The sequence below is a fragment of the Bacteroides xylanisolvens XB1A genome (assembly GCF_000210075.1).
GTDB classification, from domain to species: Bacteria; Bacteroidota; Bacteroidia; order Bacteroidales; family Bacteroidaceae; genus Bacteroides; species Bacteroides xylanisolvens.
On sequence record NC_021017.1, the window covers coordinates 2,830,907 to 2,845,533 of the forward strand.

General features: G+C 42.2%; 8 protein-coding genes. 7 read left to right on the top strand and 1 reads right to left on the bottom strand.

What is annotated here, in order from left to right; genetic code table 11:
- The first annotated feature begins 461 nt into the window (after positions 1 to 461).
- Complete coding sequence (locus BXY_RS11120; RefSeq protein ID WP_009040686.1) at positions 462 to 2,219, top strand: AAA family ATPase; 1,758 nt, start codon at positions 462 to 464, stop codon at positions 2,217 to 2,219.
- Between the two features lie 48 nt (positions 2,220 to 2,267).
- On the opposite strand, the gene BXY_RS11125 is transcribed toward BXY_RS11120, so the two are convergent.
- Positions 2,268 to 2,468, bottom strand: a complete 201-nt coding sequence (locus BXY_RS11125; RefSeq protein WP_225450101.1) for a hypothetical protein — start codon at positions 2,466 to 2,468, stop codon at positions 2,268 to 2,270.
- Between the two features lie 355 nt (positions 2,469 to 2,823).
- Here BXY_RS11125 and BXY_RS11130 point away from each other — a divergent pair, with 355 nt between their 5' ends.
- From BXY_RS11130 to BXY_RS11155, 6 genes are all read left to right on the top strand, one after another.
- Positions 2,824 to 3,030: a hypothetical protein gene (locus tag BXY_RS11130; RefSeq protein WP_074707041.1), complete on the top strand. Its 207-nt coding sequence runs from the start codon at positions 2,824 to 2,826 to the stop codon at positions 3,028 to 3,030.
- 246 nt (positions 3,031 to 3,276) lie between these two features.
- A complete protein-coding gene (locus BXY_RS11135) occupies positions 3,277 to 4,929 on the top strand; it encodes a glycosyl hydrolase family 18 protein (RefSeq protein WP_015531938.1) in 1,653 nt (550 codons plus the stop codon).
- A 29-nt stretch (positions 4,930 to 4,958) separates the two neighbouring features.
- Positions 4,959 to 8,315, top strand: coding sequence for a SusC/RagA family TonB-linked outer membrane protein (locus BXY_RS11140; protein WP_004312870.1), 3,357 nt, complete (start codon positions 4,959 to 4,961; stop codon positions 8,313 to 8,315).
- A gap of 13 nt (positions 8,316 to 8,328) precedes the next feature.
- Entirely contained in the window at positions 8,329 to 10,143 is a 1,815-nt protein-coding gene (locus BXY_RS11145; protein ID WP_008023680.1) for a RagB/SusD family nutrient uptake outer membrane protein, read from the top strand.
- A gap of 43 nt (positions 10,144 to 10,186) precedes the next feature.
- Positions 10,187 to 12,010, top strand: coding sequence for a DUF5006 domain-containing protein (locus tag BXY_RS11150; RefSeq protein ID WP_008023682.1), 1,824 nt, complete (start codon positions 10,187 to 10,189; stop codon positions 12,008 to 12,010).
- Positions 12,011 to 12,108: 98 nt separating this feature from the next.
- Positions 12,109 to 14,433, top strand: a complete 2,325-nt coding sequence (locus BXY_RS11155) for a glycoside hydrolase family 20 protein (protein WP_015531940.1) — start codon at positions 12,109 to 12,111, stop codon at positions 14,431 to 14,433.
- Positions 14,434 to 14,627 lie beyond the last annotated feature (194 nt).

The window sequence follows — 14,627 nt, forward strand, 5'->3', positions numbered from 1 at the left end:
TTGGTTTCAATTTTTACCAATAGGCTTTTAAAAATCGCTAAAAGTGCTTCTTTGTAGGTTTGGTAAGATGTTTCTAATGAAGAACCGGGTCTGGTTTACATTCAGTATATCCAATTTTCAAAGAAAAACACTCCGACGGATGATGTCCGGTCTGGAGATAAATACTACCTTTGTTTCCTATATAAAAACAAGTATGTATCTGACAGGTATGAGCCGGGAAGAATTATATGCCGAAGCATATAAGGACCTCATTGCAATATCGACCCCAATGAACATGTTTATAGATAAGGTGTGTAAGAAAGCAACGATGATGAGTCCATTTTGATCTATTGTTTCTTGCAGTACTCATGGAAGAGTATCAGGGCAGAGAACATTTTTAAAATCATTTGTTTGTGAAAGTAGCGGAAAGAGCGTATCTTTGTTTGCACTGATAAAAAGTGAACTCATAAATACACCGGATTATGGAATATGTATCATCAGAAAGAAAGTTGCTGCCATACGGCATGATGAACTTTGCGGATATTCGTCTTGATAATTATTATTACGTGGATAAAACCTCGTTCATCCCTGTAATAGAACAATCGGACAGATTCTTCTTTTTCATCCGCCCGCGCCGGTTCGGCAAGAGCCTTACGCTGAACATGTTGCAACACTATTATGATGTGCGTACACGTGACAAGTTCGATGCCCTGTTTGGCGACCTCTATATCGGAAAGCATCCCACACGAGACCGTAACAGTTATCTGGTGCTGTATCTCAATTTCTCAGGAATTAGTGGAGAGTTGCACAACTACCGTCAAGGGTTGGATGCACATTGCAATACCAGCTTCGATTATTTCTGTGATATTTATGCAGAATACCTGCCGAAAGGCATTAAGGAAGTCTTGAATGAAAAAGCAGGAGCTGTTGAGCAGTTGGATTATCTATATCATCAGTGTGAACTTGCCGGGCAGCAAATATATCTTTTCATTGACGAATATGACCACTTCACCAATGCCATCCTCTCGGATGCCGAAAGCATTCACCGATATACGGAAGAGACCCACAAGGAAGGCTACCTGCGCGCCTTCTTCAATAGGGTGAAAGCCGGAACCTATTCCAGCATCAAGCGTTGCTTCATCACCGGAGTGAGTCCCGTCACGATGGATGACCTCACCAGTGGATTTAATATTGGCACCAACTATTCCCTCACACCGAAATTCAACGCAATGATGGGTTTCACCGAGGACGAAGTCCGCGAAATGCTGACTTATTATTCTACTAAAGCTCCATTCCATCACACTGTAGATGAGTTGATAGAACTTATGAAACCGTGGTATGACAACTATTGCTTTGCGCAGGAGTGTTATGATCAGCCAACCTTGTACAACTCCAATATGGTGCTCTATTTCGTTAAGAACTATATTGATAATAACGGAAAGGCACCGCGAAATATGATAGAAAGTAACATTCGTATCGATTACGAGAAACTGCGTATGCTTATCCGCAAGGATAAAGAGTTTGCGCACGATGCCTCCATTATCCAGACTTTAGTGAGCCAGGGATACATCACCGGCGAGTTGAAAGACGGTTTCCCAGCTGCCAACATTGTAGATTCCGATAATTTCGTGAGCCTGCTCTATTACTTCGGCATGCTCACCGTGAGCGGAACGTACAAAGGTAAGACTAAACTTATCATTCCCAACCAAGTGGTGCGTGAACAACTCTATACTTATCTGCTGAATACATACAATGAAGCCGACCTCAGTTTCAACAACCATGAAAAAGATGAGTTATCCTCTGCTTTGGCTTACGATGGCGCATGGCAATCTTACTTCGACTACATCGCCGATTGCCTGAAACGCTACGCCTCTCAGCGCGACAAGCAGAAAGGAGAGTCCTTCGTACATGGCTTCACGCTTGCCATGACAGCGCAAAACCGTTTCTACCGTCCCATTTCCGAAGCAGACACGCAATCCGGATATGTTGACATTTTCCTGTCTCCCATGCTGGAGATTTACCCTGACATGAGCCATAGCTACATCATCGAGCTGAAGTATGCCAGATACAAAGACCCCGAAAGCCGGGTGGAGGAATTGCGGGCGGAAGCTATTGCCCAGACCAACCGCTATGCTGACACCGACAGGGTGAAGAACGCTATTGGCACTACGCAACTACACAAGATTGTGGTAGTGTATAAAGGTATGGAAATGAGAGTTTGCGAGGAGGTAAATTCTTGAGATACAGCATTCGATAGCTGTTAATTATCAGGAAAAGAAGTAGAGAGCTTATAAAGTAATATTCATTTCGGTATAGTACTGAATCATTACAGTATCGAATAAATTTCCCCACTGGATATTTATTTTCCATCTTTCCATCTCCCCTTTCACCTTTTCTCTGTCTCTCCGATGAATAAGGAGTTTGCGGGTGAAGTGCAATAACTTCACCATCTCTTCACCTGTGGCGATTAGTTTCAAAAATTGTTTCAAGGCTTGAAACAATCCGTTTCACACCGAGAAACACTTCGTTTCATACGGTGAAACACTTTGTTTCCCGGCGTGAAACTTTTAGTTTCAAATAGGGTTGAAACTAATTACGAAATAGCTTTACTAATTTTGCTCGATGGTGATGCGGTAAGGAATAAAACTATGTGTGGATGAACTTGTTCAAACCAGTACTGAAGTAAGCAGAGCCATGTACTTGACTTGCTCAAGTCTCTTACATCATTTCATTGTATGTAGTACTCCATCCCCCACTCAAAGGAACCCAAGCCCACATTCCACCGACTTTTGCCCACGTGATGAATCTATATACCCCGCTTGTTGGGCATATATATTCAGCGTGGTGAGTATATATACCTACTACGCTGAATATATAGATCCATCAGCTAATTTGAGAAAACTGAATGCGCTGAAAGCACTCTACCTTGTTTGCAGTATCTTTCTGCGAGGGATGTCTTTTTCCGCTTTCAGCCGCTATTTCCTCCTATCAAGGCGTTTGCAGACAACACTGAAACGGCTGAAACCGGATTATAACATGAATATTCAATAAGAGGGTTTTGGCAAGGTCAGAACCGGATAGTTGGGTGTTTTAATCATTGTCTTTTTGAGATAAGAACCATTTCTCCGATGGAACGGGTTGATTTGGTGAAAAGTGAATATTTAATGGCTATTTTTTAAATATTGATTTTTGTTGTTGTACCTATTTTTGTGACGTTGATTTTAGGAGAAAAACCAATTGTTTGATTAATGGAGACTCTTATTGTCAGCGAATAGAAAATCTTAATAACTTAAATTTATGAGAAACAAATTCTTTTTATGTCTTTTCGTGTTAGTATCGCTAACAGCTTGTAAAGACACTAAATGGGTAGAAGTTCCGGGTGGAATGCCCCCTGAAGGAGCAATCACCGGACAGCCGGGAGTGGATGATCCGGCTGAGAAAACATTAATCAATTGTCAATACATTGGTGGTGACCCTTTCGAATTAAACCGTATTCCGGTAGAAAATCTGATTGTCAGCAATGATCTTATTTATTTGGCTGCGCGTCCTTATGCTAATGGAGATATAGCTTTTGACTTGCCTATAAATGATGCAACTTTTACAGGCGGGGTTTCGCATGAAGCTACTTATGAGGGACGTAGCGGTGTGATAAAATTTGACGGAACCGGAAAAATGAATGGAAAAGATGGATTATTGCATTCTACAGAAGAGACATTTAATAAAAGTTTCACTTTTGCTACCTATATATTTATAGATGAGTGGGTGCCCGGAGCATATATCTTTAAAAAAACAAGTGGAGATAAAGTGTTGGCTGCCTTACAATTAGGTACTAACGAGCAGACTGTGAGCTGGGCGTTGGGAAATGCATCAGTGACAGCAGGTACCTATGTGGATGCCAAGGGTTTGGCTCCGGGAGCTTGGCATTATCTGGCGGTAGATTATGATGGCAATAAAAAGCAATTCAGGATTTTTGTAGATGCGTGGTCTTCTACGCTTGACAAAGAAATCGTATTGCCTACTGCCCGTGCCGATTTTTATATAGGTGAAAACTTCAAAGGCCGTTTGGATGAAACTTCTTTTTGGAGTATGGCAGCAGGTACTGGTGGGAAGAATGGTATAAAATTCGATAATTGGAATATGGTAGCAAAAGTGTTGGCTTATTGGCAATATGATGATTCTACCAATCCGGGGAAGGACTCTCACACTTGGTTGGACCGTTGGAAAAAAATACGCGAAACCTTGGCAGCTCAGGTAGGTAATGACAGCCGAAAATTACGATTAGGATTCGGCAGCGGGCAATGGAGGCAAATGATGAGTGCTGATAATACGCGTACCGCATTTGCTAATAATTTGAAGAGTGTTTTGAAGGAATATGAATTTGATGGAGTAGACCTTGATATTGAATGGCCTACTACGGAGACAGAATATGCTAACTACAGTGCGACGATTGTGAAAATCAGACAGATACTTGGCAAAGACGTATGTTTCTCCGTATCCCTTCATCCGGTTGCTTATAAAATTTCGAAAAATGCGATTGAAGCTTTGGATTTTATGTCTTACCAATGCTACGGACCGGCAGTGATGCGATATTCTTACGAGCAATTTGTAAAAGATGCAGAAATGGCTGTTGAGTACGGGATTCCGGCAGATAAACTGGTTCTCGGTGTGCCTTTTATCGGGACTACCGGTGTAAATGGAGAACAAGTCTCTTACTCTGATTTTATAAATGGTGGACTTTCGGATGTTGCTTTGGATGAATTTACGTATAATGGCAAAACGTATACTCTTAATGGTCAGAATACGATTCGTAAAAAAGCGAAGTATGCTTGTGAGGAAGGCTATAGAGGAATAATGAGTTGGGGGTCCGATGTGTCGGTAAATAATGAAAAATCATTGTTGAAAGCGATACAAGAGGAGTTTGTTGCTTATGAGATTAATAATCCCAAGTAAATGTAATCTTAATTATTAAATGTAATATTATGAAAAAAGAAAAATTAATGAAGATACAAGAACGACTTGTTTTTCTTCTGATTTTCCTATTCTTATTGCCGATAGGGGTCATTGCCCAACAAAAGATGATTACGGGGCAAGTAGTGGACGAACAGGGAGAAGCTGTTATTGGCGCCAGTGTGATGGTGAAAGGTGCAAAAACCGGAACAATTACGGATTTGGACGGAAATTTTTCTGTTCAGGGAAAAGCGGGGCAAACGCTTTCTATAAGTTATGTTGGCTATACTCCATTGGATGTGAAAATTACAAAATTACAAAACAATCGATTCGTATTGAAGGAAAACACGGAAGTGCTTGACGAGGTTGTTGTTGTCGGTATGGATACGCAAAAGAGAAATACAATTACGGCGGCGGTATCTGTAGTGAAAGGAGATGATATCGTCAATCGTCCCATAACGGACCTCACCAGCGCTTTGCAAGGTAATGTAGCAGGATTAAATTTCGCATCGGATGCAATGGGAGGAGCTAAAGGAGGTGAGTTGGGTACGGATATAAAATTCAATATCCGTGGTGTTGGCTCTATCAATGGTGGCGAACCGTATGTATTGGTAGACGGAATCGAACAAAGTATGCAGAATGTGAATCCCGCCGATGTTGCTAGTATCAGTGTGTTGAAAGACGCCTCGGCAGCCGCGATTTATGGTGCCCGTGCCGCCTATGGTGTGGTATTGGTTACAACTAAAAGTGGAAATTCGGAAAAAGCTAAAGTAAGTTATTCGGGAACAGTTGGTTTTAGTTCTCCTATCCGTACTCCACAGATGATGAATTCTTTGGAGTTTGCTTATTATAATAATGCTTTGTATGATGCCGGTGCATCTGCTTCGGGGATTAATAGAATCTCAGACTCGGTTATAGAAAAGATTAAGGGATTCATGCAGAATCCATATTCAGAGGAATTTCCGGGAATAGATGTATCTAGTAACGGAGAAGACTGGGCTAGTGCATATTATGCCCAGTATGGCAATACGGATTGGTTTAAATACTATTACAAGGATAAGTCCATTCGTCATTCACATAATTTGAGTGTACAGGGTGGATCGCAGAAGATAAACTACTATATCGGTATGGGATATGTCTATCAGGAGGGCTTTCTGGATCATGTTAAGGATGATTTGAGCAAGTATAATCTGAATACAAAGCTACAGGCGAAGCCTACTGACTGGTTGAGATTCAACCTAAATAATAATATAACTTTGCAAATGATAAAACGTCCGATGCCCAACCAGTCTATTATTTATAATAAGATAGGTTCGCATCGTCCGTCACAAGTTACACATTTGCCGATTGATTCAAAATATAATATTCCCAGCTGGAACGAAACGCTTTTCATGCAAAATTCGAATTATGAAAATAATCGGCTTTCAGATGCCTTGTCAGTATCCGCTACGGCTACTCTAATGAAAGGATGGGATGTTACGGCTGAAATGAAGATACGTTTTGATGTAGAAAATAACAATATGATTCTATATGAGAATCCGCAATATGAAACTCCTTTAGGGACGCTAAAACCGGGTGATGCTACTGGACGCAGGCAAGGATTCTCTTATCCGAATATCGATTGGAAGTTAATGAAGTTCGGTTCTTATGCCCGTGGAAGTCTGTTCAATTATTATTTGTCGCCTAATGTGTCCAGTATGTATATTCAGCAATGGGGAAAACATTCTTTCAAGGCAATGGCGGGATTCCAAATGGAAATGAAAGAAGATTCCAATGAGTATATGTATAAAGATGGAATGATGAGTAATGATATCTTTTCTTTTGCAAATGCCAGCGGGAACGTCATAGCCGGAGAAGATCGTACACATTGGGCTACAATGGGGGCTTACCTTAAGTTGAACTGGAATTATGACAATATATATTTCTTTGAGTTCAGCGGGCGTTATGATGGCTCTTCACGTTTTGCAAAAGGAAACCGTTGGGGATTTTTCCCTTCATTCTCTGCTGGTTATGATATTGCCAGAACAGATTACTTCCAGAGGCTGAAACTTCCGGTGTCTCAATTGAAAGTCCGTGTGTCTTATGGTCGTCTGGGTAATCAGAATGGAGCCGGATTATACGATTATCTGGCTACTATGTCATTGGATGCTTTGGGATCTAATGGTTGGTTATTGCCTACTGCCTCTTCTGCCAGTGCTATCAAGGGAACGATAGCAAAGACCCCTAAAATGGTAAGTCCGTTTATTACATGGGAAAAAGTGGATAATGCAAACTTGGGACTTGATTTGATGCTGTTCGACAATCGGCTTTCTTTAGAAGCAAATATATACCAGCGCATGACAAGGGATATGATTGGTCCGGCCGAAGCTATTCCCGATATTAGTGGTATAGCTTCCGAAAACCGCTCTAAAATAAATAATGCTACATTGCGTAACCGCGGATGGGAGCTTTCGGTGAACTGGCATGATCAGCTGAAATGTGGATTTAGTTATGGCGTAGGATTCAATGTGTTTAGCTATAAGGCTGTCGTTACCAAATATAATAATCCAGATGGAACCATTTACAATAATCACACCGGGTATGGTCCTAATAAAGGATATTATGAAGGGATGGATCTTGGTGAGATTTGGGGGTATCAGGCTGACGACCTTTTCATGACAAACCGTGAGATTGATGATTACTTGCGAAAGGTGGATATGAGTGCGCTCAAGCCGGATGACATGTGGCGTCGTGGAGATTTGAAATATATAGATTCCAATAATGATGGGAAAATAGATGGTGGTGACGGTACGATATACAATCATGGTGACTTGAAGATTATTGGTAATACAACTCCCAAATATTCGTTCGGTATCAATTTGAATGTGGGATATAAGGGTTTTGAAGTATCTACTTTATTGCAAGGAGTGGCAAAAAGGGATTTCCCGATTTCGGGAAGTAGCTATATGTTTAGTGCAGGTAGCTATAACTTCAAGGAGCATCTGGATTATTTCAGCCCGGAGACTCCGAATGGCTTTTTGCCTCGTCTGACTAGCTGGAAAAATAATCAGGACTTTTATGTAAATACAGGGTATAATTCAACTCGCTATTTATTGAATGCAGCTTATATGCGTATGAAGAACCTGACTGTATCATATAATTTCGATAAGAAGTTGCTAAAACATATCGGTATTAGTCGACTGAAATTGTATGTAGCATGCGATAACCTGTTTACTGTAACAAAATTGCCAAAACAGTTTGATCCGGAAACGCTTAATCAGGTGAACGGAATGGCTGGAGGTACTACTACAGAGGCTCCGGGTCTAACCTCACCGGTCGTATCTAATGGTAATGGTATGGTGTATCCGCTAAACCGGAATTTTGTATTCGGACTTGATTTTACTTTTTAAATAGAGGATAATGATGAAAAAAATATATTTATTAGCAGTAGCTTTAGCCGGTACTTTATTGACTTCCTGTTCTGACTTTCTGGATAAAGTGCCTTTGGTGGTGCCCAGTAGCGAGACATTCTTGACGAATCAAAGTGCCGTGACTAATTATGTCAATGGTTTGTATATTGCTCTTCCTTCTGCAGGTGCCTATGGCATGGGAATAATGGGAGAAGAAAAGAATAGTGATAATATGGTAGCCATGGTGTATGACAGGCGTATGAACGGGGAGTTGCAAGAATCTATCGGAGGCGTAACAGAATGGCAGAAAGGATACCAGAATCTACGTAGTGTCAATTACTTCTTAGAATATTATAAAGTACCGGCAGCTGAAGAAACAGCGGAAGTATTATCTCTGAAAGGAGAAGCCTATTTCTTTCGTGCATATTGGCACTATTACTTGTTGACTAAATTCGGCAGTATTCCTGTGATGGACAAGTTTTGGGATGGAAACGCTACCGTTGGCGGGTTACAGATTCCGGCACGTGATCGTTCGGCAGTGGCACAATTCATTCTTGATGATTTGAAGGCAGCTAAAGAGTTGCTATATTCCCGCAGCAAATATCAGGGATTGCGTATTTGTAAAGAAGCTGCTATGGTTATGGCGATGAGAGTGGCACTCTTTGAAGGTACGTGGGAGAAATATCATAAAGGTACTGACTTTGCCGCTGCCGAGTATAAATCAGATGATTTTTTGCAGCAAGTACTTACTTTGGGGGATGAATTGTTTCAAATGGGTATTACATTAAACACAAAAGAGAATGATAAATCAGTGAAGAATATTGATGATGCGTATGGAAACCTGTTCAATTCAAAAGATTTGTCGGCTACTCAGGAAGTGTTGTTTTGGAAGAAATATTCAATTGCCGACAACTTGGTTCACAGTTTAAATACGAATTTATCCAGTGGAATGTGTGATGCTGAAGGACCAGCCGGACTTTCTCAATCATTAGTAGATAATTATTTAAGTGTGGATGGCAACTTTATTGATCCCACAGCCGCAAAATTTAAAGATTTCAATGAATCTTTTAAGGATAGGGATGGTCGGTTGCTGGCCACTGTAATGCATTCGGACTGTAAATACAAATCGATGACAGTGAAAGGAGCTAAGAAAATGCTGGTGAAGGCTTATTCAGAGGAAGATAAAGATTTAATCAATCCTCCTCAAATTGTAAGTACCGGAAATCAGAGTAATACTACCGGCTATCATATCCGTATGGGAATTGATACTACATTCGTAAGTGGGCAGGGAGAAACTGCCACTCCAATGATTCGTTATGCAGAAGCCTTGCTGGCTTATGCAGAAGCTGCGGAAGAATTGGGAAAATGTGACGCTGCTGTTTTGGAGAAGACTATAAAGCCATTACGCGAACGGGCCGGAGTCACTTATCTCGCTCCATCAGCTATTGATCCCAATTTCCCTGATTTTGGTTATACAATTTCTGCCAATCTGCAAGAAATCCGTCGGGAAAGACGCTCTGAACTGCCATTGCAGGGAATGCGTTTGGATGATTTGATGCGTTGGAGAGCACATAAGTTATTCCAGGGGAAACGTGGCGGAGGCGCTTACTTTGGAGCCGGCAGCGTTTTATATAAATCAATTGATCCGAAGAATGAAGAATTGGCTCAAATTCTGGTAGACAATAACGATTACTTGGATCCACTGAAAAATGTTCTTCCACGTGGGTTCCAGTTTGATGCGGGACGTGATTATCTACTTCCGATTCCACCGAGCGAGATATCATTGAATAAAGAACTGACACAGAATCCGGGGTGGCGCAAAAATTGAGAAGCATCAACTTAAGTTCATTGATAATTATAAAGAAAAAAACATGAAGAATATATTCTACAAACTATTTTCAATATCTCTATTGGGTGTATGCTTGATGGGATGTGAAGATGAAACTAAGTATTTGCCTTTACCACAAGCTGTTCCTTTTACGATGACTGTCAATAATACGACTTTTGTAATGGGCGAAAAGTTAGTTGTCGATTTGGATATTAATCCGGATAAGGATGGAAGCGAGGTTTTGGCTAACGAAGATTTTGATATTTATTTTACCGCTAAAACTGGTACGGAGGATGTGTCCGGCGTATTCAAAGATTTTCATAACATCGTTACTTTTCCGAAAGGTGAGAAGAGTATTCGTGTTGAGTTCCCTCTGAAAGAAACTGGATTGGAAGGAAGTAAAAACTTTAATTTTGTAGCTTTTTCCCGCGGATACGAGATTGGTAACCCTAGTTTTCCTATGAAAGTGTCCGATTACTATCGGGTAAATATGGCAATACAAGGCAATGCGGACAATATAGTAACGGAAGGTGATAAATTTGTGTTGGTAGCCAGTCTGGATAAACCGAGGGCAATACCTATTGTGGTAAGTATCAGCGCAAAAGCGGAGGATGAGAGCTCTTTTGAAAATTTGCCCAGTGAACTGACTATTCCTGCAGGAGCGCTGAACGCAAAAACTGACCCTATATCTTTAGTTATGGATGGAGCGAAGACAGGAGACAAGGAGTTGACATTGAATTTCACTTCAAACTCTGAAGCTAATCCGATGAAGTCTGATAAATTAGTAATTATGATGACTGACCTCGAATCTCTTGCCAATCCGGATATGTATGATCCGACCTTGGTGTATGAACATCCGGAATATCCATTTGTATCTAAAGGCAATAAAAGCAAATTCGATGCTTGGTGGGGGAGTGACAGAAGCTCGTCTGTAGAAATAACCGGAAAAACGGGTGCTAAACCTGGAACTGATTATGCTTCGTTAACTTCGCATCCCAACCAGAAATTAGCAGAGGAAGGATGGAAATTCTGGAGTGGCGTAGAGTTCCATTTTATACAAAGCTCTTTCGGGTGGAGTATGCCGACGAAGCCGAATACGTCGTTTGGTAACTATAGGCATTGGTCTTTTAATTATATTCCAACTAAATCAATACAAGATGTGTTTGCTGCTAATCGCGATAAATGTTCTAATGTAACAGAAGACGGTACTTATCAATTGTGGGTACAAGCTGGTTCCACACCGGGAGACGGACTTGGTGCGAGTAGAGATTACGGTTCGGCTGCTGTATATATTGGAAGAGGCGGTTCAGGTGCTTCTACCCGTTTTATACACATCAATCCGGGAATGCGTATAGAAATGAGAGTGCGTGTGACGGGAGATCGTACGGGTATTGTTCCGGTCATTGAGCTTAGAGATGCACCTGGGGGCGTATTTGATAAACAAATACAGAGAATCGATATTCTTAGAAATACGAAAGGAAACTTGGTGACACAAGGTGTTTTCTCGACAATGGAAGATGGTACTAAAACAAGCCCACTCCCCAAAATTGGTGATTATAATATTTATTGGGTAGAATTGACTACAGATGGAATAAAAGTAGGAATCAATGGAAGTACGAATGTAGATGTCCCTTCGACAAGTTCTTGGGGTTTTGCTCCTGCAGATGGCTTGGCTTTGGATTTCCTTTTTGCTCCGGCAGACAATCGTCCGGACGGATGGGATAGTGTATTGAAGGCTATTTCCGAACCTAAGACCGATCCGAATACACCTATGATGGAAATTGATTGGATTCGTTTTTATACGAATAGCACGTATTCGGACGAAGGTGTGACATACTGGGCAAATGCAGGTCAATTATTCTACTAATATAGTGTTCTGCTTTCAATAGATTAATTGATAAAATGTCGGAAGTCAGGTGTTTATGCATCTCTTTCGACATTTTCACTCTTAAAAGTTTTATTACCATGAAGAAAGAAATCTTAATTATTCTCGTGCTATTGACGTCTTTGATTAGTATGCATGCCGCCAACTTGACATCTCCCCCTATTTCAATAGTTCCCCGTCCGGCGCAGGTCGTGCCGGGAGAGGGCAACTTTACCTTCTCTTCTCAAACGCTGTTTTCGGTAGAGAACCATGAGCAGGCTGTCATCGTCCGCAACTTTATAAACTTATTGAAGAGAAGCTCGGGGATCACCTCACAGTTGGCAATAGGTGGCAGTGAGAAGAGCCATGTCTGCTTTACAACCGACTCTTCTTTAAAAAGCGAAGCCTATCAGTTGGCAGTTACTCCGGAACAGATTCAGGTAAAGGCATCGGATATAAAAGGCTTTTTCTATGCATTACAGACCATCCGCCTATTGTTGCCGTCGGCTGTTGAAGGCAATCAACAGGCTAAGAATATCCGATGGAGTATCCCCGCAGTAACCATTCAGGATGAGCCACGCTTCGGCTATCGGGCATTGATGCTGGATGCCGCCCGTTTCTTCATCCCCAAGGAAAACGTGTTGCGTATCATCGACTGTATGGGCATGCTCAAAATTAATACGCTTCATTTCCATCTCACGGACGATAACGGCTGGCGATTGGAAATCAAGAAATATCCCCGCCTGACGGAAGTGGGAGCATGGAGAGTGAACCGCATGGACGTTCCCTTCTATTTCCGCCGTAACGCCGAACCGGGTGAACCCACTCCTATCGGTGGATTTTATACACAGGAAGATATTAAAGAAATGGTCTCCTATGCTGCCGACCGCCAGATAGAAATTATCCCCGAAATAGATATGCCGGCTCACAGCAACGCTGCACTGGCTGCCTATCCGCAACTGGCCTGCCCCGTAGTAGACAGTTACATCGGAGTAATTCCAGGTTTGGGCGGAAGTAATTCAGGAGTGATTTATTGTGCCGGAAACGATAGTGCTTTTACATTCTTGCAAGATGTTTTAGATGAAGTGATGGCAATCTTCCCTTCGCGATATATTCATCTGGGAGGAGATGAGGCGCAGAAAGGGTACTGGAAAAAATGCCCGCTTTGCCAGCAGCGGATAAAGAAAGAGCACCTTGCCAACGAAGAAGACCTGCAAGGTTACTTTATGAAACGGATGAGCGACTATGTACGCAGCAAAGGACGCGAAGTGATAGGTTGGGATGAACTGACAAATAGCAGTTTCCTGCCGGAAGGTGTTATCATCCAAGGCTGGCGCGGACTCGGTACGGCTGCTTTGAAAGCCGCGGAAAAAGGACATCAGTTCATTATGACCCCTGCCCGCATCTTGTATCTGATTCGTTATCAAGGCCCGCAATGGTTCGAACCCCAGACCTATTTCGGAAATAACACGCTGAAAGACATCTACGATTACGAACCTGTGCAAGCGGACTGGAAACCGGAATATGCTTCTTTGTTAAAGGGCGTACAGGCATCTATGTGGACGGAGTTCTGCAATAAGCCGGAAGATGTCGATTATTTAGTGTTCCCCCGTCTTGCCGCCCTAGCGGAAGTGGCATGGACACAGCCTGCACGCAAGGAATGGACTGCGTTTTTGAAAGGACTGGATGCCTATAATGAGCATCTGACAGCTAAAGGCATCGTTTACGCCCGTTCAATGTACAATATCCAGCATACGGTAACTCCAAACAACGGAATGCTTGAGGTGAAACTGGAATGTATCCGTCCTGATATGGAGATACATTATACGACGGACGGCAGCGAACCTACGGCAACTTCACCGCTCTACGAAAAAATAGTGCCTGTAAAAGAGGCGCTTACCCTAAAAGGTGCAATTTTTGCGCACGGCAGACAGATAGGAAAGACATTGATACTTCCTGTCCGATGGAATCTGGCTACCGCCAAACCTGTACTGGGAACCAATCCGACTGAAAAGCTCCTGACGAATGGAATACGCGGAAGCCTGAAATATTCGGATTTCGAGTGGTGCTCATGGGCGGACAATGACTCTGTCTCTTTTACGATTGACTTGCTGAAGCTGGAAATGCTGAACACGTTGATATTGGGATGCATCACGAACAATGGAATGGCTATCCATAAACCGGCATCCGTGAGGGTGGAAGTTTCGGATGATAACTCCAAGTTCCGCGAAGCCGTCGTGCAGAGCTTCACGTCTGAAGAGATTTTCCGTGAAGGGAATTTTATAGAAAACCTGTCATTGAAACTGGGAGGCACACAGGCACGTTATGTACGTGTGACCGCCAAAGGTCCGGGAGTTTGTCCTGCATCTCATGTGAGACCGGGACAGACATCGAGAATCTTTTTTGATGAAGTGATGCTGGAGTAAGACAAGCCAAGCAGGTGTGGAGGGCGGCGCATAAGCGCGGATTATTTTTTAAAGTCTAGTAAGGTGACGATTGATTAAATAGGCTATATATAGCTTGCGTGTTGGATATATAGATCCAACACGCAGGTCATATATGCCGTACACATTGGATCTATATGTCCAACACGCACGGTATATAGCTCCTGTAAGTGACT